The organism is Gemmatimonadetes bacterium SCN 70-22 (assembly GCA_001724275.1).
Taxonomy (GTDB): domain Bacteria; phylum Gemmatimonadota; class Gemmatimonadetes; order Gemmatimonadales; family Gemmatimonadaceae; genus SCN-70-22.
This window is the reverse complement of sequence record MEDZ01000003.1, coordinates 163,824-187,714: the sequence shown is the minus strand read 5'-3', so window position 1 is coordinate 187,714 and position 23,891 is coordinate 163,824. Positions and strand designations below refer to the sequence as shown.

Below are 23,891 nucleotides of genomic sequence, written 5' to 3'. Positions count from 1 at the left end.
ATCAGGCATGAGCACTCTTCCGAATTTCCTCGCCGCCACGACCCTCGTGGCGGCGATCGCTTGCGCCCCGGGTGCCGGCACGCCTGGTGGCGCCGCCCCGGGTAGCGAATCGCCGGAGCCCTCGCGCGCGGTGACCATCGCCGACACGCCCAACGAACGCCACCTCACCAACGTCCGGCAGATCACCTTCGGCGGCGAGAACGCCGAGGCGTATTTCTCGCGCGACGGACAGTGGATCACCTTCCAGTCCACGCGCGAAGGGCGCACCTGCGACCAGCAGTACGTGATGCGCACCGACGGCACGGGGCTCAAGCGCATCTCGAACGGCCTCGGGAAGACGACCTGCGGCTGGTTCCTCCCCGACGGCAAGCGCCTCTTCTTCGGCTCGTCGCACGCCCACGACTCGACCTGTCCCCCCAGGCCCGATCCATCGGCCGGGTACGTGTGGCCGCTCGACCCGTACGACATCTACACCGTCAATCGCGACGGCACCGACCTCCAGCGGCTTACCCACTACGACGTGTACACGGCGGAGGCCGTCCTCTCCCCGAATGGGAAGAAGATTGTCTTCACGTCGCTGAAGGATGGCGACCTCGAGATCTACACGATGAACGTCGACGGGACCGACGTGAAGCGCCTGACGCATACCCCCGGCTACGACGGCGGACCCTGGTGGTCGCCCGACGGGACCAAGATTGCGTATCGCGCGCACCACCCGGCCGATTCGGCGCAACTGGCCGACTATCGCGCCCTGCTCGACCGCAAGATGATCCGTCCCAGCCGCGTCGAGCTGTACGTCATGAACGCCGATGGAAGCGACCAGCGGCAGGTGACCGCGCTGGGCGGGGCCAACTTCGGCCCGTCGTGGACGCCCGACGGCAAGAAGATCATCTTCTCCTCGAATCACGTCGCGCCGCGCAGCGGGAACTTCGACCTGTACCTCGTCGATGCATCGGCCACCAGGGCCGGGCGCGATCAGGTCGAGCAGATCACCTTCACGCCAGTCTTCGACGGCTTCCCGATGTTCTCGCCCGACGGCAAGAAGCTCATCTGGGCCTCGAATCGCACGTCGACTAAGCCGACGGACACGAACCTCTACATCGCCGACTGGAAGTGGTAGTCGCCCCCGGGCTGGCGCACCCGCCGCACGTGTCGCCCCCACTCTCCTCGTTGACCAGGCCGATCATCTTGTCTGCGCCGTGAGGGGGTGCGTGGGAGGCAGGACGACCATCGGGCCCTCGACTCTCCTCCTGCCCCTCCATAACATCCACGGACGCACACCACCCTTCGGGAGCGCGCCATGGAATTCATCCCCCTGATCGTCGCCGTCGCGGTTGTCCTCCTCCTTCTCAAGTCGTCGGTCAAGATCATTGGCCAGGCCGAAGTGATGGTCATCGAGCGACTCGGGCGCTTCCATCGCGTCGCCCGCTCGGGGTTCAACATCCTCATTCCCCTGGTCGAACGCCCCAAGGAGCTCGACGTCCGCTACCTCGAGAGCGACGTCGGGGGGATCAAGAAGATCACGTCGGGCTCCACGACCCGGATCGACCTGCGCGAGCAGGTCCTCAACTTCCCGTCCCAGCCCGTCATCACCAAGGACAACGTCACGATCGACATCGACGCCGTCGTGTACTACCGGGTCGCCGACCCGCAGAAGGCGACGTACTCCGTCCAGAACCTTCCCTACGCCCTCGAGACGCTCACGCGCACCACGCTGCGCAACATCGTCGGCGAAATGGAGCTCGATGCCACCCTCACCTCGCGCGACGTCATCAACAAGCGCATGCGCGAGGTCATCGAGGATGCATCGATCGGCTGGGGCGTTGACGTGACCCGGGTCGAGCTGCAGTCCATCGAACCACCGCGCGACATCCAGCAGTCCATGGAGCTGCAGATGCGCGCCGAGCGCGAGCGCCGCGCCGCCGTCACCAACGCCGAGGCAACCAAGCGCGCCGCCATCCTCGAAGCCGAGGGGGTGCGCGAGTCGCAGGTGCTGCGTGCACAGGGCGAGAAGGATGCCGCGATCCTGCGCGCGCAGGGGCAGGCCGAGGCCCGCTTGGCCATGGCCAACGCCGAAGCCGAGGCAATTCGTCTGATCGCCGGGTCGCTCCCCGAGGGAGATGCCTCGACTTATCTCCTGGGGCAGAAGTACCTCGAGGCGCTCCCCCACATCGCGCAGGGCAAGGGCGCAACCATCTTCCTCCCGGCCGAGGCCAGCGGAGTGCTCGGCGCGCTGGGCGGCTTGCGCGAGATGCTGCGCGGCCAGGGTGGAGAGTCGGGTGAATCGGCGCGCAAGCCGGGCACCCCATCCGCTACCGCCCCCCGGGCGCTGGGATCGGGGCCGATCGACTCATCCAATTCGTAGGTCCGTCTTGGATCCGGTCATCTCACGGGAACGCGCCGAAGTCATTGCCCGCGCGCAGGCCTGCGGGCATTGCCTCGAGTACACCTTCAAGAAGGTCTCCGTCAAGCCGGCGAGCGAGGCGCACCAGCGGGAACTGCAGGCCGTGTGGATCGTGCGTCGCATTTGTGGAGTGTGCGGGCTGGAGACCGAGATGGGGCTGGACGCGGACGGCGACATCGTCTTCCTCGGCTGACCCCGCTCCGCGCGCACACGGCATGGCCTCCGGCACCTTCGACATCGCCCGCGCCCAGGTGGGCGATCGCGTGCAGCACGAATTCCTGGTCGTCGAGCGCGAGGAGAAGCGCCAGGCCAGCGGCGATCCGTTCGTCGTGCTCACGTTAGGCAACGCTACCGGACGCCTCCCCACCGCGCCGATCTGGTCCAGCCAGCTGGACTGGGCCCTCGGTGCCGACAAGGGAAAGGTCGTGCAGGTGATCGGCGACGTCGCGGCGTTTCACGGCAAGCGACAGCTCCGCCTCACGGCCCCGCTCCGCGTCCTCCCCGACGCCTCGGTGCGCCCCGAGCTGTTCCTCCCGCGCATCCCCGTCGCGACCGAGCCGTTGTGGGACTGGATCGATCGCGCCCGTGCCGAGATGAAGTCGTCCGCGCTTCGCCGGGCAGTGGATCTCTTCTACGGCGATGAGGCGTTCCGCCTCGAGTTCGAGCGGGCTCCCGCCTCGGTCGGTGGCCACCACGCCGCCATCGGAGGACTGCTCCTGCACGTCACCGAGGTTGCCACCATCGCCCGCAACGCGGCTCGCGTGATGAAGGCGAACGCTGACCTCGTCGTGGCCGGCGCGTTGCTCCACGACATCGGAAAGCTTCGCGCCTACGACGTCACCCCCACGGGCTTCACGCACACGCCGGCGGGTTCGCTGGTGGGACACGTCGTCCTCGGTGCACTCATGCTCCAGGAGCGGCTGGCCACGGTCTCACCGGAGGAGCTGTCCCGGTCACAGCGACTCGAGCTCCTGCACCTCATCCTGTCACATCATGGGGCGCTGGAGTTCGGGAGCCCCGTGCAACCGATGACCGTGGAGGCCGAGCTGCTGCACTGGGCAGACGAGACGTCGGCCAAGGCGAACGACATGGGCGAAGCGCTGGGCGAGGACGAGCACTTCGGGGACGGCGAGGTCAGCGAGCGCCGCCCCTGGCGCGTTGGCCGGAGGATTTGGCGGCGCCCTCACTCATGGGACTGACCACGATGCCCGAATGAGGCGAGGTCAACAGTAGCGGTCTATCGTTGCTGTTTAGAGGGAACCGCTCGTTCCTCGGGAGCGTACAACACTCGCGCTTCTGCGCGCGTTCTACAGGGGACCGCACCACTGCCGAGGGGCGTGGAGGCGCGGGGAACGCTGGGGCGCAGGGTGCGGCGGTCAGTCAGGATGACTCACGGATTCCCACTTGGAATCGACGCCTTCGCAGCGTCGCAAATTGCTGTCAATTTTGGATTTGCGACCCGTGGCGGTTACCTTCCGGGTGGCCGCGGTCTTCCCGGTTCCGCGCGCACATCGTTCCAGCACAGGAGGTCTCATGAGAAAGCCCCGTCCGGCGACCTACAATCCGGCGCAGGCACTGCATCTCATTGCGAGCGACCGCACCGGCGAGCCCCTCAGCTGCCCCTCGTGCAGCGGCTCGATCGAACGGTCGCCCGATCACTTCCCACCTCCGCCGCGGTCTCACGTGACGCTGACGTGTACCGCCTGCGGTCGAATTGCCCGCTATATTGCGGGAGCGGCTTAGTCGGGATTGGGGTTGGCGCTCGGTCGTCACGAGCGCGCGAGCTTCTTTTTTTTTCGCGGAGGGTTCGGCACGGCGCCGACTCCCGCATCCCGATCGGCGTGCGAGCGTAAGGGCGCTCATTCGGCCGGTCAGCACTAGCGCCACAGTTTTACCCCGCAGGGGAAGAGGAAAGGATCCATGGCACGCATCCAAGGCACCGTGAAGTGGTTCAACGACGCGAAGGGCTTCGGCTTCATTTCGCGCGAGGGTGGTCCTGACGTGTTCGTTCACTTCAGCGCGATCAACCAGCCTGGCTTCAAGTCCCTTGCGGAGGGAGACAAGGTCGAATTCGAGATCGTTCAGGGACAGAAGGGGCCGCAGGCCGCCGATGTCATGAAGGTCTGACGCACCGGAACCACGGGTGAGAGGGCTCCGAGGCGTAGCGACGCTTCGGAGCCCTCACGTCTTCGGCAGCGCTGGCGCGCGCCTGCGAGCGCCGGCGCGCGCCCTTGCGAAACCGCATGTGGCCGGTGTCACCGCGTCGCCATCGTGACGTCCGCTATGCTGACATCGTCCCCGTTACAGGGAGGGCGGGATCACCCCTGGCTGGGAGGCGGCTGGAAGGGTCTGCCTTGCGACGAAGGAGCGCCACCATGTCGACCAAGGATCTCAAGATCCTGTACGAGCGTGAACTCCCCGGGGGGGGATTCGTGCACGTCGAAGAGGAGAGCCGGCACGACACCGAAACCCATAGGGCGCAGGTCAGGGTGGAGCGTCGCACCGACCCCGCGCGCCGCGACGGCCACGAGCCCCCAGTCATTGCGCGCGCCGAAGGGCGCAGCCTGCAGGGCATCTTCGGCGAACTCCTTCGCATCGCACAGGACAACGTCGCCGTCGCCAAGGGGCTGCTCGGCCTACGAGGAGACGGAAAGGCGAAGTTCTAGCGCTACGCGGTACGCTACCACTCCGCCCTGCACGCCAAACCGGGCCCCCGCCATCGACACGGCTGGGGCCCGGACACGTTTGGCGACCTCCCCCGCACTACGGTCGCCCTCGGATGTGTGTCCCCGCGTCGATCGGTGGCTGCGCTCCCACCAGCTACGCGACTGCCGCGCGGAGCGGGAGGTCGAGCTCCATTTGCGGGGGCGCCTCGCTCACCACACGCGGTGCCCCGGTCGTGCGGCGGCGCATGGCGGGATCGGTGCAGGCACCCAGCAAGTGGGCCGTCTGGTGGTAGAGGCGCAGGGCATGGAGCGGCGCCAGGGAATCCACATCGTGCGCCGCAGCGATGCGCCGCGCCTCGTCCACGACCTGGAGAGGGAGCGCGGACGCCAACGGATGGCGCAACAGCTCGCCAATGGCGAGCACATCACGCGCCTTGAGCGCGCTACAGAGGGCTTCGAGGTAGGCGAGCACGGCCGGCCTCCCGCGCACAGTGTGTAATTGACACTTAGCAACTAATACGCGAGACGGTCAAGAAAGGTTCCCGTAACCAAGGCGTAAGGGAGTTGTATGCGCGTCGGCGCCCGGCCACCGCCCGAAAGGCCCTCGCAAGCTGCCGCAGGCTGCCGCGAACGCAGGTGCTCGCTGCCCCGCACCGACCTACAGCAGGTCGAAGCGAACCGGGCGACGTCCCGTGCGCCGCTTCCGCGGCGCGAAGCGATAGTACTGCGCCGGCCTTCCGCGCCCCTCGCTCCGCCATTCGTCGGTCGGCTCCACCAGGGACGCCGCCTGCAATGCGCGCCGGAACGACGCCTTGTGCAGCCGACGCCCGAGCAGCAGCTCGTACATCTGCTGCAGTTCGCTCAGGGTGAACATCGGGGAAAGGAGGCGGAAGGCGATCGGCGCGTAGTCCATCCGCGTCCGTAACGCCTCCAGTGCCGCCTCGAGCATCGCGCGGTGACGCGGCGGCATCACCGGCGGGTCGATGGCGCTGAACCACGCCCCGGCTTCGCTCGTCCGCTCCTGCGCGCTCGTCGGGATCACCCCCACGAATGCCACGGAGAGGTCTGCCTCGGCCGGATGCCGAAGGTGGTCGGCGAACGCCCCGACCTGCTCGATCCAGCTCGGCTCGACGCCCGCGGCGGCAAGCACAATGCGGCGCGCCGCGGCGTCGAGTGTCTCGTCGCTGCCGACCCAGTCGTTCGGGAGCTGCCACCGCTCGCGCGCCTGCAGGTCCGACACACGAACACACAGCGCCGCCAGCTGCTTGCCGCGCGGCGTGAAGAGGACGACGTCGACGGTGTGCGAGGAGCGCCGGGCAGGCGAGCGCGCAGGCGGCGGCGATGGAGAAGGGGCCCGGTCGCGCATCACTGCGCGAATAAGTAGCACCGCAAAACTAATGTCAAGGGGCCATCACGTCTCGCCCATCACCGTGCTCATTGTAGGACGCGCTCCCCCCGACGTCAACGTGCGTTGCCAACACCGGCGCCGCGTCACCACCTGCCTCGTCTCGCGATTCCGTTCGCGACGCTCCCGTCCTTCACGCGTCGGCGCGCAACGCGCTTCGAGTCACGGGGTCCCCCGTCGCTCCCCAGCACCCATCTCGAGCAGCGGCGGAATCGAGATCGGCAGCCGCCCCGTAATCGGATGCACGCCCGCGAGCGCGCGCGCCGCCGCCCGCTGCGATGCGGGCGTGCCGCCCCAGGCCACGGCGTACGTTCCCACCGACGGCACCTGCGTCAGCAGGTATGGTGTCCCGAACGACACCAGGACGACCTTCGCGCCTTGCGCCTGCAACGCGGTGACGAACTCCACGAAGGCACGCGGCGCGTTGGCGGTCGCCGTCTCGGAGGTGATGTTCACGTACGCTCCGATCACGACGACGTCGGCGCTGCGCGCCTCGCGGAGCAGTGCCACGTAGCTCGGCTCGCCCTCGTCGGCGTTGACGAACGCCGTGCGGACCGACGCGACGTGCCCTCGAAGCTCGGCGTTGAAGGTTGTCCCGGCGCCCAGGTCGGCGCGCCGTGCATACGTCACCGACAGCACGCGTGGACGACGCCCTTCCCGCACCACCGGGACGAGCGACAGCGAGTCGCGGGCCAGGACGAAGGCACGCTCGGCGATGGTGTTGGCCACCTCGACATTGGGCCCGCTCCCCACGGTGCGGCGAACCTGCTCCACGTCCACCACTCGCGCGCGATGGAGGTCGAACTGGTGCTTGAGCGCCAGGACGCGACGCGCCGAGCGATCGATGCGCGCTTCGTCATAGCGTCCCTCCTGCACCCCCGCCACCACCGCGTCGATCGCGCCCGCCACGTCCGCCGGCATCAGCAACACGTCGTTGCCAGCTGCAATCGCCCGCTTGGCCGCCTCGGCGGCGCCGAACCGGTCCACCACCCCGGCCATGTCCATGGCGTCCGAGACCACCAGGCCGTCGAACCGCATGTCCTCGCGGAGCAACGTGGTCATCACCTTCGGCGACAGCGTCGCCGGAACCTCGGCCGAGTCGAGTGCCGGCAGGAAGCCGTGGAACGTCATGATCGCGCCGACGCCGGCGTCGATGGCCGCCCGGAATGGGACGAGCTCGACGGAATCGAGGCGTGCACGCGAGGCGGTCACGGCCGCGAGCGCCAGGTGGGAGTTGGTCTCGGTATCCCCGTGGCCGGGAAAGTGCTTGCCCGTGGCCAGCATCCCATGCTCCTGGATGCCGCGCACCATCGACGCCCCGAGCCGCCCGGCCAGGACCGGGTCCTCGCTGAACGACCGCGCCCCGATCACCGGGTTGGCCGGATTGTTGTTGACGTCGAGCACGGGGCCGAACGCCACCTGGATGCCTAACGCACGTGACTCCTCGGCGGTGATGCGCCCCATCTCGTACGCCAGCGCCGTGTCGCCGATGGCGCCGAGCGCCATCTGCAGGGGGAAGTGCGTCGCCCCGCCCAGGTCGATGGCGTTCGGGGTGTAGTACACCCCGCGGAACCGGAATCCGGCCCCGGTTTCGAGGTCGGCGCTCACCAGGAGCGGGAGGACGCTCAGGCGCTGCAGCGCGTTGAGCTTGACCGCCACATCCGTCGGCGTTCCGACCGACACGATGAACCCCCCGACACGCTGTTCGGTCACCAGGCGCGAGATGCGCCCCCAATCGGCACTCTGCTCGGGAGCGAAATCCCCGAGGATCCACGGCCACACGAGCTGGGCGACCTTGTCCCGGAGCGAGAGCGTGAGGAGCAGCGAGTCGGCCCACGCGAGGTCCGAACGCTCGCGCGCCGGGTGCTGCGCCGGTGACCAGGCCGCCAGCCCGGGACGCTCGGCGGAGGACTGCGGTCCGTCTGGCCCCGGTGCGGTGACCCGGCGCGCGGGCGATTGCAGGCGCGCATCCCCCGGAACGGGCGCCGGGGTCGATACCGGGACGGACGAGCCGCGGCAGCCCGCCAGCAGCAACGCGCCAGCCACCCAGCGCCCGAGCCGCCGGGGCGCGCCGCTCACCACGTGATGGTGCCCTTCTTCGACGTGTCGACGTCCTCGCCCGCCCCCGTCTTGAACAGGAACGCCTGCATGTTCTTCGTCAGGAAGCTGCGGGCCTGCGGATCCATCACGTTCAGCCCATAGTGGTTGATCAGCATCGTCTGCTGCTTCAGCCAGTCACCCCAACACTGCTGGCACACCTCGGCGACGATGCGCGCCCCGATGGCGCCAGGAAACGGGGGACGCTCGAAGCCGGCGCGATTCTGGCCGCAGCGCGAACACGTGATGTCTGGCATGGGAACCAAGGGAGGAGAACGCACCGCGTGTGACGATCCGGGGACGGCCCGGCACATTGGCCGCCACACCCGGTGCTGAAGGATGCCGCGACGGTGTCCCGGGGAATGTAAGGAAGCGCGGTGCCCGGGCCAACCGACCTATCGCCGGGGCACCCCCTCCACCACTCGCCTGACGACGATCGTGAGCGCCTTCGCGCGATCGTCATGCTCGGGGGTTCCTTCACCCGGCGCACTGGTCACCTCGTATTTCCCCGGCGACAGGAATTCTTCGAGCGCGACACGTATCGCCAGCGGTTGCCGCGTCGGGCGCCGATGGAAGAAGTTGCCGCGGGAGTCCGTGAACACCAGCTCGCCACCGATCTCCAGCGCGGCGCCGTCGACCGGCGCGCCATCCTCGGTCACCACGCGCCCCTTGATCATGTAGCCGGCAACGTGTGCGCGCACCGAGACCGCCGGGAGCGCGCCTCCGCCGGGCGCACCGCGATAGAAGAACGTGCTCCCCTGCGCCGAGTAGTGGACCCTTCCGTCCGGCGTCACGAAACTGCCTAACGTCAGTGCATAACCGCCGACCTGGAGCCGGGCGTTCAGCCCGATGCTCTGGACGAACGGGTTGGCCGTGAGGTAGGGCGAGTGCGCCACCTGGTAGTCGAGCGAGAGCGAGCTCATTCCCGTCGACACCGTTCCGCCGAAATTGACGGACGCCCGCCCCTGCTCGTAGCTGATCACCTGCAGCAGCGACAGGCGCGGCGTCACACTCTCACGAAGGAGGAAGACCGGCGTCGTGACCCGCGACGGCTGCGGCGCCCACACTCGCAGCAGGTAGAACTCTCCTTGGAGCCGCGTCCCGACATCGCGCCGGACGCCGAGGGACGAGCTCAGGTTGCGAACGCCGCCAGCGCCGGACAGGAACCACCCCGACGACACGGTGGCCCCGAGCAGCGAGGCGCTGGCCGACGCCTGATCCAGCGTCGCGCGCTGCGGAAGGCCCCGAAATGCGGAATCCTGCCAGAAGTGCTGGCGCGCCACCGAGAGCGAGAGCGTGGGAGTCGCACGCCACGTCAGGTGGACATTCTCGCGCTCCGTCTCGCTCTGCAGCGGCATCGGTGCCGAGGCGCGACGGAAGCCATTCCCCAGGTGCACGGCCGCGGCTTGCACGTCGAGCCGGGTGGTCCGTGCGTCGAGGGCTGCAGCCGCGTACGGCGCGTTGCTCCCCATGCCAGCGGTCACGCTCGTGGTGATCCCCGACGACGGGGTCCAGCGCGCACTGGCGAGGAGTGTCTGCCGGTCCGTCGCGACGGCGTGCGCCCCCACCGTCAGCCTGCGACTCACGTCGCGCTGCAGCCACAGGTATGCCATCCCCCGGGCTGGCGTGTTGGAGGAAAAGTAGGGCGCAGCGACGGCATTCGCGCTCGCGCCCCCGAAGGCCAGCAGTGTCGTGCGTCCGCGACGCCGCTGGAGCGAGGCACCCTGTGCCAGGATCGCGGTCCCGCTGCCGAAGACGTCCGTGGGAAGCCTGAAGGGGAGGGCGTCGTTGCCGAGGCGAAGCGTATCACGCCCGCCGAGGAGGCGCCGCGCCGACCACCCCAGCCGCAACCCGTCGAGGTAACCCACGCCGATCGATGCGTCGTACCCGTTGCCCCAGATGTTCACGACACCGCCGTATCCTTCGAAGAGCGACGAGCCACCACCCTGCACCTGGAACACCTGGGCGTGCGCCACGGCTGGCCCCGCGAAGTGTCCCGCAAGGACGGCGAGCGCGGCGAGTACCCCTCGGCCGAGCATGCCGATGCCGTCCCGGTCCCGGTGCTCGGCGGCGTTGCGCGAGAGGGACATCTCAGTAGGCCACGGCCCGGAGCGTGAGCGTCCCGCGATACGTGCCGGACGGAAGCTTCGGCACCCCCCGCAGGTCCAGCTGCAATTCGAGGTCGTCCGTCCGCGTTCCCATGCCGTTCACTTGGGCGAGGATCGGCTGCCGGAACAGGTGCAACGTGGCGCCGGGGGTCCCGACTCCCCCCACCGCACGTCCGTCGAAGGGCGTGAAGGTGATCGCGGTGCCGGTGATCATGCGCCCGCTCACCCGGCTCGACGCGATGTCGTACGCCGGACCGCTCAGCGCCGCCGAAGCGCTCGGGAAGTATCCGACCAGGTCCACGGTCGAGGCGACCGCGCCAAGCGTCCACTCCGTCGTGACACTCACGGGGGATGGGAAGGAATTGAGGCGGTTGTCGGTCAGGAACGGAATGTCCTGGATCGCCCCGCTGTTGATGCGTAGTGTCAGCGTATTGGCTCCGGCGACGGACCCCGCACTGGCCGCCGCCGTGCGCCACAGTCCCACGGGCGAGAGCACGGGCGTCACGGTCGCGATGCTCTCCACCTGGGCGCGCGCCGGGGACACCGCAAGGAGCAGGGTCGGGAACAGCGCGCCAAGCGCGCCCCACGCTGCTCGTTCCGCCCGTCCGGGCCCTGCGCGGCCGCACGCGTTCATCCCCAGCGGTCCCACGCGCCAGTGTGAGCGCACACGCCTAGGGTCGCGCGGTGCCCCGGCGCTCCTCGACCGAGAAGTTCGCGAACCGCAGCAGCACCCGGTCCGGCGCCTCGACGCCATCCCACGGCACCTCCACGCGACGACGACTCTGGGGGAAGAGGGGGAAACCACCGAAGGGCTGCCCATGCTTGCCGGTGGCGCTCACCTCCGAGGCGACCACTCGTCCGAGCGCGTCGCCGGTGTTCTCCAGCTCGAGGACCGCCCGATGCCCCACGCTGTCGAAGTCGAAGGCGCGCACGGCGACCTCCTCCTTCTGGAGCGGTTCGCGCTGCAGCAGGTACACCACGTGCGGCAACTCCACGCGAACGTTGATTCCCGTGTGAGTCCGCGCCCCCGTCATCGACGACAGGACCATGAACCAGGCCGGGAGTCGGCGCGCCCGGGCCTCGTAGTAGACGGTATAGGTACCTAACGGCGGAATGCGGAACGACATCGCCGAGAGCTTGACATCGACGTTCGACGAGTCGAACGGGACGTCGCCCAGGGTGCCGTTCTCGTCGACGCGAAATCCGCGCGGTTCGAGCACGACCGTGAGCGGAAAGAGCGATTCGTTCACGAGTTCGAACTTCCCGCGCCCCTGCACAGGATACTCCACGACCGCCGGGCGAATGGTCTGCGCGGCCGGCGCGACGAACGGGGCGGCAAGGGTCGCCATCACGACGATCACCCGGGCGATCACTCGACAGCGCATCTCGATCCTCCGTGCCTGCGGTCTGCGGGCGCCCTACTGGGTGATGGCGCGCAGGTTCAGTGTCCCCGCGTAGGTTCCGACGGAAACGGTCTGGCCCGTGAGGTCGATCTGCAGGTAGAGGTCATCGGTGCGACTCGACGACTTGTTCGTGCCATTGATCGATTGCGAGAAGAGCGTCAGCGTCCCTCCGGCAACGCCCGCCGTGCTCGCACCACCGGTCACCACGCCGCCGGCGAAGGGGCTGAACGCCCCGCCCGTCCCGATCCTCCCCTTCACGAGCGACGAGGCGATGTAGTCGGTCCCGTTGGCCAGCGCCTGCGACGGGTTGCTGAAGTAGCCGACCAGGACGACCGCCGCGGCCGAGGGGTTGATGTCCCACGTGGTCGTGATGCTGACGGGAGTCGCGAAGTTGTTCACGGTATTGTCCGTCAGCGTCGTCATGGTCTGCGCGCCACCGGAGTTGATGGCTACGCTCAGTGAAGCCTGCTTGGTGGCGTTGATGGCGACTGTCGCGGTATTGGACAGTAATCCGCCTTGGCCATGGGCGACCACGGGTGCAGCCAGGACTAGGGACGCGGCAAGGCGAAGTGAGCGGAGCAGAACGACGGTCGACATGCGCTATACCTCGTAAGCCATTGGTTCACAACTCGCTAGGACGGTACGTCTGACCGTCGAAGACCGGTTCGGAATGGTGCGCCGGACGATCCGCGCAGGACATGCCGGTTACCAATGGGACGAGCGATCTGGAGCATGCGTCACGACAATGAACACTGTCGGATTTATTGACGGCTCAGTTGGAAGCGCGGGGCCGATGATTTCCGCGTCGATCGACGCGTGCCGCGGCCCACGCGCGCCACGTCGCACGCGGCCGTCAGGCCGGAGGCGATTCTGGGGTGTGCCGCGCGAGCCAGTCGACCACCCATCGCGTCACCTCATCCGCATCCAGGTCGACGGTGATCACGTGACCGCTGTTCTGCACCCAGCGCAGCTCCTTCTCTCGGCTGCCCAGTCGGGCAAAGCCCCGCAGGGCGGCATCGGGGGTAATGCGGTAGTCGTGCTGTGAGAACACCGCGAGCGTGGGAGCGCGCACCCGGCCGGAGGCCGCTCGCGCCCAGTCCACCACGCGACGGAGCTCGCGCAGCAGCCGCGGTGACGCATGCCCGTAGCCCAGCGACTCCCCTCGCGCGAGTGGATCGCGGATCGAGGAGGCCGGATCGCTCGGAATCCAGGCCCGCCAGAGCGACCAGAGCGGCCAGAGCGACGTCCACAGCCGTCCCCTGCCCCCCACTTCGAGGTAGGGGGCGAGGAGGACCAGCGCCGAGGGGGGGCGCTGCCCGGCACTGAGCTGCACCGCGATCGCCCCACCCATCGAGAGCCCCACCACCGCCACCTGCTCATGCACGCGGCACAGGGACTCGTACGCAGCTCGGGCGGCGCCGGTCCACGCCGCGGCATCCGATGCGCGAAACGCTTCGAGAGTCCGCCCGTGTCCGGGGAGGAGCGGCGCCCGCACGGTCCACCCGGTCGCATGAAGGGCGAGCGCCTGGCGGCGGAGCGTCTGTGGTGTGTCGCCGAAGCCGTGAAGCAGGAGGACAGCACGTGCACCGCCGTCGAGCGCGATCGCCCCGGCCCCGGGCACGATGCCGTCAGCCGCAACCGGATGTGCAAGGCGCCACGCACCTTCGGCGCGCGTGCGCGCATGCCGCCGGCGCACGCCCGCGAGCGTGACGGCGGCGATCCCGCCGGCCACGACGGCTGCCAGGGTCCTCGTCACGCGCTCAGTAGCGCGGCATCGACGGGTCCACTTCGACCGCGTATCGGTCGATGCCGCCCGACAGGTTCCAGAGTCGTCGGAATCCCTGCTCGGCAAGGAAGCCCGCGGCCGCCAGCGATCGCACGCCGTGGTGGCAGTAGACCACGATCTCCTCCCCCCGGTCGAGCGTCGTCACCGCCCCCGTGACGCTCCCGAGCGGGATGTGCCGCGCGCCAGCGATGTGCCCGATCTTCCACTCCCACGGCTCACGCACGTCGACCAGCGTGAAGCGGATCCCTTCCGCCACGCGCCTGGCGAGTTCCGCCGGGTGCAATTCTCGCGCGCCCGCCCATCCCCCGTCGCCGGGAGGTGGCATGACCCGACCATCCGCGTCAGCCCCCTCGCTCGCTCCCGCCGCCGAGATCCCGCAGAAATCCTCGTAGTCCACGAGCGCGCCGAGCGTGCGAGTTCCGCAGGCCGGACACGACGGCTCACGCCGCACCGTGATGGAGCGGAACTCCAGGCGCAGGGCATCGACCAGGATGAGCCGTCCGACGGCAACGCTCCCCACGCCACTCAGCAGCTTGATGGCTTCCAGGGCCTGCATCGTTCCCAGCAGCCCGGGGAGCACCCCGAGCACCCCAGCCTCGGCGCAGCTTGGAACCGTCCCCGGAGGTGGCGGCTCGGGAAAGAGGCAGCGATAGCAGGGACCGTCGGGCGCACCCAACACCGACAGCTGACCGTCGAAGCGCAGGACCGAGGCGTAGACGTTGGGGCGCCCGGCAAGGACGCACGCGTCGTTGACGAGATATCGCGTTGGGAAGTTGTCGCTCCCGTCCACCACGACGTCGCAACGCGATACAAGGTCCAACGCATTGTGCGAGGACAACTTGGCGTCCACGATCTCGAGCTGTACGTGCGGGTTCAGGTCCGCCAGCCGAGCGCGGGCCGCTTCGACCTTGGAACGACCGATCGCCGATTCACCAAACAGTGGTTGTCGGTGAAGGTTCGAGGGTTCTACGCGGTCGAAGTCGATGATCGTGAGGGCGCCCACCCCGGCAGCGGCGAGGTACGTGGCCGCTGGCGATCCAAGGCCACCGGCGCCCACCAGGAGGACATGGCTGCCCCGCAGCCGGCGCTGCCCCTCTTCGCCGAACGAGGGGAGGGAGATTTGGCGACCGTACCGCAGGTACTCGGCCGCCACGAGATCGGGGAGCGGATTGGCTGGCATGGAAAGGGGTAACATGGGCAGAATATACCGGGCGAATTATCTGGACACGCGCGGCATTTTCACGTTCCTTGGTAAATCGCTGAGCTCGTCTGCACGTCCCTCCCGCCCCGATGTCGCCCCGCCCCCCGGCCGACACGCCCGTGCGGCCCTACGAGGTCGCCATAGTCGGCAACGACGCCGTCCTGGCGGCGCTCCCCGCCCGACCCTTGCAGCTGGCCCACGCGATCCTGACGTGCGGGTACGACCTCGTCGTGCCCGTCAGCTGGGGCGAGGAGGTGGTGGCGGAGGAGGCGCTGCGGGCGGTGAGCGCGCGCGGGGGGGCCCCTGCGGTGTTCTGTGCGTGTCCGACATTGCGCTCGCGCCTCCTGGCCTCCGGCAGCGAGCTCGCCCCGTTCCTCCTGTCGCTGGTGGCACCGGCGGTCGCCACCGCCCGGTACCTGCGCGCGTTGCAGCCGGCGCTGTCGCTGCGCATCACCGTGATCGGCGGCTGCCCCGACGCGCGCGACCCGTCCATCGACGTGCGGGTTGCTCCCCACGACTTCCTCCGGCTCCTGGCCGATCGCGGGATCGCGCTCGATCGCCAACCCGCCATCTCCGACTCGATCGTCCCTCCCGATCGCCGCCGACACTTCTCCCTTCCCGGCGGCTGCCCGGCCCCTCGCGCGCTCGAGTCGCGCGCCCCTGAATGCCGACTGGTGACGATCACGGAAGAGGCATTCCCCAGTGAGGTCGCGGAGTATCTCCTCGGGAACGAAAACGTCCTGATCGACCTTTCGCCCCGCCTCGGGTGCGCCTGCTGCGGCGGGTTTGGCGATCGCGCACACCGTGGTCCGGCCGGACGAGAGGAGATCCTGCGGCACGAGCCACCCCGTTCGCCCACGCCAGTCGTCGAGCATGACCTGGTCGTCGTCGTCCAGGAGCCGATCTCGGCGCCCGAGCGCGGACGTGAGCGGTCTGTGAGTGCAGCGCCGTCGGCGCCGGGCGCCGGGGATGTGCGAGACGACCGCTTGCAACCGGGCGGCACCCAGCGGCAGGCGGGGCAGCTCGCGGACACCTCGCGCCCCGGAATCGCTTCGCAGGCCCGCCAAGGAGCGGGAGAGGGATCGCGCGGACCCTCGGGACGCGTGCGCTTCCCCGGCGCCGTGCCGATCGACAGCGCCCGGTCGCGCGTCAGGGAGCGCCTCTTCGCTGTGACACCGGCAAACGCCGTGGCCGCGATCCCTGCCCCAGCGCGGGCCGTGGGATACTGGGCCTCCGCACGCGTGGCCGGTTCCTCAACTGCGGCACGGGGTGGAGGGGGCGAGGCACTCGCCCGCCTCCACCCGGCTCACGGGGGGCATGAGCCATGGATGGCAGGTGAACCGCGCCGAGGCGAATCGCGAGGGGGCGTTCCGACGATCGGCGAGCGGGCGGGCGAGGGATCGCGCACGATCCCGGCCCGTTCGTCCGCGGCACCGGCGCCCGCAGCGCCTCGCCCGACGACGGCCGCCCCGCCGACGCCGCGCACCGTGAAGCCGGGGCGCGAACCGTCAGGCGCAATTCCCGTGGCACCCGTCCCGCCTGGGGGCGCTCCCCCGTCGCCTGGGGCGGCCCGTGAGGAAGTGCGCACCATCCTCCCCCCGCTTCGGCGCCAGCCACCATCGGCGTTCCGAGTCTCGCGGTCTGCCGCGCACCCACGCGCGAGCGCCGGTGGCGGGAAGGTCCTGCCGCGCGCGTACGTCGCCCGTCGCCACACTCCCGCCGAGTCGCAAGCCGTGTCCCCGCCCGCGTTCGAGGAGCCGTGCGGCGAGGAAATGCCCGGCGAGCAGTCGATCGAGCTCGGGCCAGAATCGGAGCTCGGGCCGGCGTCAGCGCTCGAGCCGGGATCCGGGCTCGAACCGGGATCCGGGCTCGAGCGGGCGGCGGAGGGGGTGGGCGAACCCCTCGTGACATTGGAGGCACCGAGCGTCGCTCCTCCTGAACCCGCCACCCTCGCAGAAGCCGTTGCGTCGCCGGGGGACGTCGCGGAGGAGTGGGATGTCATCGCTCGGGAGCGTACGGCGCCGACCGCGGCCGACGTCGCAGTGAACGCCGACGTGCTCGCCCGCATTCGACGGCAGGCCCAACTCCCCGGGCGCGTGGTCTCCCGCAATGCCGTTCCGCCCGGCGCGCCGAGCGAGCTGCGCGAGCCGCGTGAGCCGGGGCGGTTCCTCGTGGTCCTGACCACGGCGGTGCTGGCGCTGGCGCTCCTCGTTGCCCTCGCCGTCATCTTTCGCCGCGCGCCGACCGCCCCATGGTGATCACCACCACCCCGCGCCGGCCGATCCGCGGACGGCGAGGCGCCCCCGTGGGGGCGCCTCTACCCTAACGCTGCCCTGCAGCGCCGAGGGCTGCGCGCGCCTCATCCAGCTTGCGGCTGGCGGCGACAAACCGCCCCGCCAGGTCGGCAAGCTCGGCGCGCGCCAGCGCGAGGTCGCGGCGGCGCAGCGCCTCGTTCACCGACGGAAAGACGACCGTCGAGTACCCGTTGTCCTCGTCGGCAGCGTAGATGAGGTTGCGGAACCACGGGCGTGAGCGGAGCCCCTCCGGGCGCGTGAGCGCCCGCTCGACCCCGAGCAGCGCCTCGTTGGCCACCCGGAAGGCACCGGGGAGGGGAGCGCCGGCCAGGGCGGCGTCCCGGGCCGCCCCGAACGCGCTCGCCGCTGCCTCCATGTCCGCGATCGCGCTCGCGAGGGGCGCCAGGTCCACGCCGCCGCCAGCAGCTGCAACCGCCTGTGTCAGGGGCGGCAGGTACCGCCGCATCGTCCGTGCGTACTCGACGTAGTCGTATGGGAGGATCTCGGCGTTCGCCAGGCGCAGGAGCATCGCGGCACCTACGCGCGCCGCCGCCGCGTGATACGAGAATCCGGGGTCGCCGAAGCGCGACATCCACGCGAACGAGTCGAACATCGAGTGATACACGCCTCCCGCCCCGCCAAACCCCCAGTCGGAATGCGGGATCCCCAGGTGGTTGTAGAAGCCCGCGAAATCGGACCCACCCCCCGGATCACCCATCGGGGGCTCCAGCGTATCGCTCGCGAGCCGCGCCGAGGCACGCCAGTTGGCATAGATGCTTCCCCCTTTTGGGTCGTCGACCTGGCGCACCACGTCGCGCAGGACGGCGCGGAGAGAGGGCGACCCCCCTCCCCCGAACGCACTTCCTTGCGCCGCGACATCCTGGTTGAGGTATGCCACTGCCCCGCGCATGAGGCGCAGCGAGTCGTCCTCCACGTACTCGGTGGAGCCGATCAGTCCCCACTCCTCCGCATCCCACGTCGCGAAGACGAGGGTGCGCCGCGGGCGCTCGCCGCGCCGTACCTGCTCCATCACCGCCCGGGCCGCCTCGAGGACGCTCACGGTGCCGCTCACGTTGTCTGCGGCGCCGGGCCCCCACGAATCGCGATGCGCTCCGATGATCACCAGTTCGTCGGGAAGCTCACTTCCACGCACCGTCCCATAGGTGTTCCAGATCGTCTTGTAGGCTCGCGTTGCCGTGTCGGTCGCGATGGCCACGCGCGCCCGCACCGGACCAGGTCCCACGTGATAGCGGAACGGGAGCCCTCCCTGCCAGCCCGCAGGGATCGCCGTCCCACGCAGGTCGCGCAACAGCTCCGCGGCGTTCCCGTACCCGATCGGGACGACAGGGATTCTCGGCACGTTCAGCTCTGCCACCGGGAGGCGGCGCGCCCCGGCGACGCTCGCCCATCCCGGCGTGGTCGGGTCGCCGTTCCCGTTGGCGACGCCCCCCCGCTGGATCCCCTGCGGCGGGCGCATCGCCCCCTCGGGATACACGTCGCCACGCACGTACCCGTCGTCCTGCGGGTCGGAGTAGAGGATGAGGGCGATGGCGCCGTTGCGCTCCGCCTCGCGAGCCTTGATCCCCCGAAAGCTGCGCCCGTAGCGTGCCACCGCGATCTTCCCCCGAACCGAGACCCCCAACGCCTTCAGCTGCTCGTAGTCCTCGATGAGACCGTAGTTGACGAAGACGACCTCGCCGCTCACGTCGCCGCTCCCGGCGTAACCGTTGATGGGGGGGACTTCCCCCGTCGAGCCGAGCGTGAGGTCGCCTGCCACCTTGCCCTCTCGCAGGTCGAGCTCGCGCCCGCCACCATCCACCCGCCACACGCGAACGCTCGTCGGGTGCGGCATCCAGATCTCGTACTGTCGCACCTCCGTCTCCAATCCCATCGCCTTCATCTGGTCGATGACGTAGTCGCGCGTGCGCGCCTGCGCCGGTGTCCCGGCCACGTGGGGTTCCGCCGAGAGGGCGCGTGAGTGCGCCTGCGCCCGCTCGGGCGAGGGGACCGACGTCGCCGCGCGCTCCAGTTGCCGCTGGCGGTCAGCCTGGGCGCGCGTGAATCCGGTGATGTCCTGCGCGCCGATCGGGGCGGCGAGGAGGGAGAGACCTAACGACAAACGCAGCAAAGTCACGGCGTCCTCGAAGTGGTGGGAGGTCGGGGGGAGGAGAGACGGACGCGCCATCAGGCGTCGCCGTCCTCGTACTCCAGCAGGGCGTGATGCAACGCGGTGCGCAGCATGTCCTCGGACGGCTGGCCGCCCGCGGCGCGTGCCAGGAGCGAGAACTTTCGCGCCATCTCGTTCCCGATGAATGCCTCGTCCGGCGCCGCAATTCCCAACGAGTCGAGGGAATGGATCGCGAGGCGGCGGAGCAGCGCCAGGGTCTCGGGCTCCAGGCCGGGGAGCGTGGCAGGTGTCCGGGCGGCACGGCGGGAGGGTCGGGATGCGCCCCCATCGCGCGTGCGCGGGGGCGCCTCGAACATCGCGCGCAGCGAGGCGAGCCGCACCGCGAACGACCCGGGCGTATGCTCGCGGAACTCCGCAACGACGCCTTGCCGTCGCAAGCGGCCCAGGAGCTTCCGCACCGCTTCGCGGACGACCGGCTCCTGCCCCGGGCTCCCGGCGCCGCGCCCGGTGATCACCAGGACTTCCTCGGCGCGCTCCACCTGCTTGGCGCGAATCCACCCATCGGCACGGCGCACCGCTTCCGCGCCGCTCAGGAGCGGGTCGCGCACGTTGAGGATGCGTGTCGCCCCGAAGCGCGCCTGGTCGAACGCCGCCTTCACGATGGGACGACGGTGCATCGCTAGCGTAGCACCCGGGTCAGGACCTTGCCGTCGAGGCGCTCCATCGGCCGCACGCCGGCCAGCCGGGCCAACGTCGGCGCGATGTCCACCACACGCACCGTATCCGCGTAGCGCCCCGGCCTGATGCCCGCTCCGTAGAAGAGAACCGGGACGCGCGCGTCGTAGTCGTGCGGTGTGCCATGGCTCGCATCCCGCTTTCCCGCCAGGTACCAGTACGGCCTGAGCGTGACCACGACCGCCACCGGGAGGTCGGGGGGAAACATGTGCAGCCAGCGACGCGTGATCACGTCGGCCCCGGGGCCGCGCTTCACGAGGTCGGCGTACAGGTCGGCTCGCATCACGCCCTCGACCCGCGCCATGCGCCGGGCGAACACCCGGGCCACCGAGTCGCGATTCACGCGCGCCCGCGCGAACGGGATCGAATCGAGGTAGAGGACGCCATCGTCCCATAGATAGCCGCTGCTGTCCACGCCGGCCCTGGCCAGCGCCTGGCGGAGCGTCGAGACGAGTGGGCGTGGATCGACCCGCCCGCCAGGGACGCTGCGATAGCGCGTCACGAAGCCACTGTCGGGGTACGGCGCGACGCCGTGGTCTGACGTGAGGGAGATGACGATCGACGACGAGTCGCGCAGCGCGTAGAGCGAGTCGAGGAACCCTCCGAGGTATCGATCGAGCCGCACCAGTTGGTCGTGCAGCTCGCGCGAGTCCGGGCCGTACTTGTGGCCGATGGCGTCGGTGGTGGACAGCGAGACCGAGAGGAAATCCGTGCGCGTACGATCGGCGCCCAGTTCGCGCGCCTGTACCGCTTGCAGCGCCAGCTGCAGCGTGATCTCGTCCATCACGGGGAAGTCCTTCAGCCCCTCGACCGCTGCCGCCGTGTCGGAGGGAAGCCGGTGCGGAAAGGTGTACGCAGCCCCCGTCGCCTCGACGGCCACGCTATCCGGCTCCGGATACGACGACGCCGGCAGGAGCAGCTCCCACGTCTTCCCGGCATGGGACTGCGGCAGGCGCCGCGCATTGAACCGCTGGAGCCACGTCGGAAGGGTGTCGGCGTACCAGCGGCTCGTGGTGAAGATCCCCGCCTTGGGCGCGTACCAGTACGCCTCCCCCTTCGCGCGGCCTAACGGGAGGATGGCGCTGCGATCCTTGCGCGACACCGACAGGAGGCGCGAACGAGGGTCCGCGAAGCGCAGCCAGTCACCGAGCACCGTCCCGCGAAAGCGGAAGGGGGACGCGGGATCGCCGGGGGCCCCCACCAGGGGGGACTGGATGTCGAGGACGCCGGCGTCGTTCGCGACGATCCCCGTGCCACGGGGGAATCGCCCCGCCATCATCGTCGAGTGCCCCGGGGCCGTCTCGGTGATGCCGTGGTCCTGGAACCCGTTGGGGAAGTAGGCCCCGCCACGCAGCAGGCGAGCGAAGCCCCCCGTGAACTGCCCGGCGTACGCATCGAGATAGTCCGGCCGCAGCTGGTCGACCGCCACGTGCACCACGAGGCGCGGCTTGGCGGGCAGGGCCGGGCGCGATTGGGCCGCTCCCCGCGATGACACGAGCAGGAGCGGAGCGATGGCGATCAGGAACCGACACGTCATGGGAAACTGTGACCCCGGGGTGGACGATCTCGGAATCTAGCGCCGGGGCGTGGTGGAGGGCCGTCAAGGATCCGTACATTTGCATGAGGTCGCACACCGGCCCTGCCACCCGCCGCGTCGTGCTCGCGCCGCCCCGGCTTCACGGAGTCCCGCATGACACACACCTCGTCGATCGCCCTGATGATGCTCGCCGCCAGCAGCATGGTGACCGTTCCATTGCGGGCCCAGTGGCATGCCGAACCGTCACGCCCGGTGTCCGTCGTGGTGTCCGCAGGTACGGCGCTCCCGACCGGCGCCTTCGGGGATTACCACAAGCTCGGCATCCACGGAGACGTCTCCCTGATCGTCAGGTTCGCAGGGCAGGGAATCCGCTTGCGCCCCGAGGTCAGCTACCAGCGCTTCTCGCTCAAGAACCGCGTTGCCGAGGTCGTGCCGCTCGCCGTGGCCCCGTCACTCGACGAACGCACCCCCGTGCCGCTGCTCGCGCGCACCATCCCGGGTGACGGAAGTGGCGGGAGCGGCGTGTCATCGGCGCTCGGCCTCATCGGAAACATCGAGCTCCCGCTGGTCGGCGGTTTCTATCTCATCGGCGGAGTCGGCGCCAGCCGGCTGAGCACCGGAGCAACCGAGTCGGCCAACGACGTGAGCGACACGGCGCTGACCTACAATGGCGGTGCAGGAGTCCGCGTCCGCCTCCGCTCGCTGACCGGCTTCGTCGAGGGACGCCTGCAGAACCTCTCGATCGGTGAAGGGAAGGCGCGCTTCAACGACATGCGCACGATCCCCATCACCATCGGCATCGCGTTCTGAACGCAGGGGGCGATGCGGGGGCCGCAGTTGCCTACCCCGCGGCCATCACCCCTTCGAGAATGGTCAACCCGCGCGCGAGCTCCTCGCGTGTCGCGACCAGTGGCGGGAGCAGGCGCACGGTGTGCTCGCCAGCTGAGACGAGGAGGAGCCCCGCCTCCCGCGCGCGTGCGATGATTTCGGCCGCCGGCTCCACGACGTCGATCCCCCACATGAGGCCCGCGCCGCGCACGGCGCGCGCGCGCGCCGTGCGCGCGGCAATCCCGTGCAGCTGGTCCCCGAACCACGCCCCTACCTCGCGCACGTGCGCCAGGAGCTGCGGATCCGACAGTCGCTCGAAGACGTGCAGGGCCACGGTGGCGACGAACGGCCCACCGCCGAACGTCGTCCCATGCTCGCCCGGCTGCAGGGCCGAGGCGATCTCGTCGGTCGCGAGGATCGCCCCCATGGGGAGTCCGCCGGCAATCGGCTTGGCCAGCGTCATGATGTCCGGCGTGACCCCCAACCGTTCGTGGGCATACAGGTGCCCGGTGCGCCCCAGTCCGCACTGGATCTCGTCGAAGATGAGCGCAATGCGACGCTCCTGCGTCAGCTGGCGCACGGCGCGCACGAAGTCCGCCTCGAACACTCGCACCCCCCCTTCGCCCTGGATCGGCTCGAGGATGAGGGCAGCCGTCGTCTCGGAGTTGAGCGAGATGTCGAGGTCGTCCAGGTCGCGCTCGAGGATCGAGATGCCTCCCGCCAGCGGGCGGAACGGCATGCGGTACTGGGGGCGATCGGTGGCGGCAACCGTGCCGAAGAGACGCCCGTGAAACGCTCCGCGCAGCGAGAAGATCTCGTGCTTGGCTGGCCCACCGACGTTGCGTGCCCAGCGGCGCGCGAACTTGAAGGCCCCCTCGTTCGCTTCCGCGCCAGAATTGGCGAAGAAGACGCGGTCGGCGAACGAGGTTGCGACCAGCTTGTCCGCCAGCTGCTCGCCTGGCGCGGTTCGGAACAGGTTCGACACGTGAATCAGCCCCTCGGCAGCCCGCCTGATGACCTCCTGAAGCTGCGCGTCGCCGTAGCCCAGCGCGTTCACCGCGATCCCGCTGGTGAAGTCGAGATAGCGCTTGCCTTCGCTGTCGATGAGTTCCACGCCCTCGCCACGCACCAGCTCCATCGGTGCGCGCTTGTACACGGGGAGCAGGGCATCGGTCGCGGGATGCGAGGCGACGGAAGCAGGCATCGGAAACCTCGGAGACGAGAGGAGGGAGGGCAGAGGGCAGGCGAACGGGGAGGGAGCGACGGGTGGAACGGGGTGGCGAAGGTTGCGGGCGCCGG

Annotated in this window: 22 protein-coding genes; 8 read left to right on the top strand and 14 right to left on the bottom strand. The window is 69.6% G+C overall.

All coding sequences use genetic code 11. The features are described 5' to 3' along the window. The first annotated feature begins 7 nt into the window (after positions 1 to 7). From ABS52_02280 to ABS52_02255, 6 genes are all read left to right on the top strand, one after another. Positions 8 to 1,120, top strand: a complete 1,113-nt coding sequence (locus ABS52_02280) for a hypothetical protein (GenBank protein ODT05001.1) — start codon at positions 8 to 10, stop codon at positions 1,118 to 1,120. Between the two features lie 180 nt (positions 1,121 to 1,300). Continuing rightward, positions 1,301 to 2,365: a hypothetical protein gene (locus tag ABS52_02275; protein ODT05000.1), complete on the top strand. Its 1,065-nt coding sequence runs from the start codon at positions 1,301 to 1,303 to the stop codon at positions 2,363 to 2,365. Positions 2,366 to 2,372: 7 nt separating this feature from the next. After that, positions 2,373 to 2,597 carry a hypothetical protein gene (locus ABS52_02270; GenBank protein ID ODT04999.1) on the top strand — a complete coding sequence of 75 codons (225 nt, stop codon included), beginning with the start codon at positions 2,373 to 2,375 and terminating at the stop codon, positions 2,595 to 2,597. A gap of 22 nt (positions 2,598 to 2,619) precedes the next feature. Beyond that, entirely contained in the window at positions 2,620 to 3,603 is a 984-nt protein-coding gene (locus ABS52_02265) for a hypothetical protein (protein ODT04998.1), read from the top strand. Between the two features lie 721 nt (positions 3,604 to 4,324). Continuing rightward, complete coding sequence (locus ABS52_02260; GenBank protein ODT04997.1) at positions 4,325 to 4,531, top strand: cold-shock protein; 207 nt, start codon at positions 4,325 to 4,327, stop codon at positions 4,529 to 4,531. Positions 4,532 to 4,779: 248 nt separating this feature from the next. Further along, a complete protein-coding gene (locus ABS52_02255; protein ODT04996.1) occupies positions 4,780 to 5,070 on the top strand; it encodes a hypothetical protein in 291 nt (96 codons plus the stop codon). A 154-nt stretch (positions 5,071 to 5,224) separates the two neighbouring features. Here ABS52_02255 and ABS52_02250 read toward each other — a convergent pair whose 3' ends face one another. From ABS52_02250 to ABS52_02205, 10 genes are all read right to left on the bottom strand, one after another. After that, complete coding sequence (locus ABS52_02250) at positions 5,225 to 5,542, bottom strand: hypothetical protein (GenBank protein ID ODT04995.1); 318 nt, start codon at positions 5,540 to 5,542, stop codon at positions 5,225 to 5,227. A 186-nt stretch (positions 5,543 to 5,728) separates the two neighbouring features. Next, positions 5,729 to 6,436, bottom strand: coding sequence for a hypothetical protein (locus ABS52_02245; protein ODT04994.1), 708 nt, complete (start codon positions 6,434 to 6,436; stop codon positions 5,729 to 5,731). Positions 6,437 to 6,637: 201 nt separating this feature from the next. Beyond that, on the bottom strand, positions 6,638 to 8,557 hold the full coding sequence (locus ABS52_02240) for a hypothetical protein (protein ODT04993.1): 1,920 nt from the start codon (positions 8,555 to 8,557) through the stop codon (positions 6,638 to 6,640). Then, entirely contained in the window at positions 8,551 to 8,829 is a 279-nt protein-coding gene (locus ABS52_02235) for an oxidative damage protection protein (GenBank protein ODT04992.1), read from the bottom strand. Before ABS52_02235 ends, ABS52_02240 begins: the two co-directional genes overlap by 7 nt. A gap of 138 nt (positions 8,830 to 8,967) precedes the next feature. Then, positions 8,968 to 10,662, bottom strand: coding sequence for a hypothetical protein (locus ABS52_02230; GenBank protein ID ODT04991.1), 1,695 nt, complete (start codon positions 10,660 to 10,662; stop codon positions 8,968 to 8,970). Position 10,663: 1 nt separating this feature from the next. Then, entirely contained in the window at positions 10,664 to 11,224 is a 561-nt protein-coding gene (locus tag ABS52_02225) for a hypothetical protein (protein ID ODT04990.1), read from the bottom strand. 127 nt (positions 11,225 to 11,351) lie between these two features. After that, on the bottom strand, positions 11,352 to 12,053 hold the full coding sequence (locus ABS52_02220) for a hypothetical protein (GenBank protein ODT04989.1): 702 nt from the start codon (positions 12,051 to 12,053) through the stop codon (positions 11,352 to 11,354). Positions 12,054 to 12,098: 45 nt separating this feature from the next. Next, complete coding sequence (locus ABS52_02215) at positions 12,099 to 12,617, bottom strand: hypothetical protein (GenBank protein ODT04988.1); 519 nt, start codon at positions 12,615 to 12,617, stop codon at positions 12,099 to 12,101. Between the two features lie 319 nt (positions 12,618 to 12,936). Next, complete coding sequence (locus ABS52_02210) at positions 12,937 to 13,839, bottom strand: hypothetical protein (protein ODT04987.1); 903 nt, start codon at positions 13,837 to 13,839, stop codon at positions 12,937 to 12,939. A gap of 4 nt (positions 13,840 to 13,843) precedes the next feature. After that, positions 13,844 to 15,064 carry a molybdenum cofactor biosynthesis protein MoeB gene (locus tag ABS52_02205; protein ID ODT04986.1) on the bottom strand — a complete coding sequence of 407 codons (1,221 nt, stop codon included), beginning with the start codon at positions 15,062 to 15,064 and terminating at the stop codon, positions 13,844 to 13,846. Positions 15,065 to 15,159: 95 nt separating this feature from the next. Here ABS52_02205 and ABS52_02200 point away from each other — a divergent pair, with 95 nt between their 5' ends. Continuing rightward, entirely contained in the window at positions 15,160 to 17,328 is a 2,169-nt protein-coding gene (locus ABS52_02200) for a hypothetical protein (GenBank protein ID ODT04985.1), read from the top strand. A 64-nt stretch (positions 17,329 to 17,392) separates the two neighbouring features. Here the strand turns inward: ABS52_02200 and ABS52_02195 are convergent, their stop codons facing one another. The 3 genes from ABS52_02195 to ABS52_02185 form a co-directional block, all read right to left on the bottom strand. Continuing rightward, positions 17,393 to 19,483 (bottom strand): hypothetical protein, encoded by a 2,091-nt coding sequence (locus ABS52_02195; protein ODT04984.1) that lies wholly within the window; start codon positions 19,481 to 19,483, stop codon positions 17,393 to 17,395. A 65-nt stretch (positions 19,484 to 19,548) separates the two neighbouring features. Next, positions 19,549 to 20,169 carry a hypothetical protein gene (locus ABS52_02190; protein ODT04983.1) on the bottom strand — a complete coding sequence of 207 codons (621 nt, stop codon included), beginning with the start codon at positions 20,167 to 20,169 and terminating at the stop codon, positions 19,549 to 19,551. Between the two features lie 2 nt (positions 20,170 to 20,171). Then, entirely contained in the window at positions 20,172 to 21,764 is a 1,593-nt protein-coding gene (locus ABS52_02185) for a hypothetical protein (GenBank protein ID ODT04982.1), read from the bottom strand. 153 nt (positions 21,765 to 21,917) lie between these two features. Between ABS52_02185 and ABS52_02180 the strand changes: the two genes are divergently transcribed. Beyond that, entirely contained in the window at positions 21,918 to 22,574 is a 657-nt protein-coding gene (locus ABS52_02180; GenBank protein ID ODT04981.1) for a hypothetical protein, read from the top strand. Between the two features lie 31 nt (positions 22,575 to 22,605). Here ABS52_02180 and ABS52_02175 read toward each other — a convergent pair whose 3' ends face one another. Next, a complete protein-coding gene (locus ABS52_02175; GenBank protein ODT04980.1) occupies positions 22,606 to 23,796 on the bottom strand; it encodes a hypothetical protein in 1,191 nt (396 codons plus the stop codon). Positions 23,797 to 23,891: the final 95 nt, after the last annotated feature.

Excerpts from the sequence above, each read along its gene's own strand:
- ABS52_02280 (ODT05001.1), top strand. The coding sequence starts at position 8 with ATGAGCACTCTTCCGAATTTCCTCGCCGCCACGACCCTCGTGGCGGCG.
- ABS52_02275 (ODT05000.1), top strand. The coding sequence starts at position 1,301 with ATGGAATTCATCCCCCTGATCGTCGCCGTCGCGGTTGTCCTCCTCCTT.
- ABS52_02265 (ODT04998.1), top strand. The coding sequence starts at position 2,620 with ATGGCCTCCGGCACCTTCGACATCGCCCGCGCCCAGGTGGGCGATCGC.
- ABS52_02260 (ODT04997.1), top strand. The coding sequence starts at position 4,325 with ATGGCACGCATCCAAGGCACCGTGAAGTGGTTCAACGACGCGAAGGGC.
- ABS52_02255 (ODT04996.1), top strand. The coding sequence starts at position 4,780 with ATGTCGACCAAGGATCTCAAGATCCTGTACGAGCGTGAACTCCCCGGG.
- ABS52_02245 (ODT04994.1), bottom strand. The coding sequence starts at position 6,436 with ATGCGCGACCGGGCCCCTTCTCCATCGCCGCCGCCTGCGCGCTCGCCT.
- ABS52_02235 (ODT04992.1), bottom strand. The coding sequence starts at position 8,829 with ATGCCAGACATCACGTGTTCGCGCTGCGGCCAGAATCGCGCCGGCTTC.
- ABS52_02230 (ODT04991.1), bottom strand. The coding sequence starts at position 10,662 with ATGTCCCTCTCGCGCAACGCCGCCGAGCACCGGGACCGGGACGGCATC.
- ABS52_02205 (ODT04986.1), bottom strand. The coding sequence starts at position 15,064 with ATGTTACCCCTTTCCATGCCAGCCAATCCGCTCCCCGATCTCGTGGCG.
- ABS52_02200 (ODT04985.1), top strand. The coding sequence starts at position 15,160 with ATGTCGCCCCGCCCCCCGGCCGACACGCCCGTGCGGCCCTACGAGGTC.
- ABS52_02190 (ODT04983.1), bottom strand. The coding sequence starts at position 20,169 with ATGCACCGTCGTCCCATCGTGAAGGCGGCGTTCGACCAGGCGCGCTTC.
- ABS52_02185 (ODT04982.1), bottom strand. The coding sequence starts at position 21,764 with ATGACGTGTCGGTTCCTGATCGCCATCGCTCCGCTCCTGCTCGTGTCA.
- ABS52_02180 (ODT04981.1), top strand. The coding sequence starts at position 21,918 with ATGACACACACCTCGTCGATCGCCCTGATGATGCTCGCCGCCAGCAGC.
- ABS52_02175 (ODT04980.1), bottom strand. The coding sequence starts at position 23,796 with ATGCCTGCTTCCGTCGCCTCGCATCCCGCGACCGATGCCCTGCTCCCC.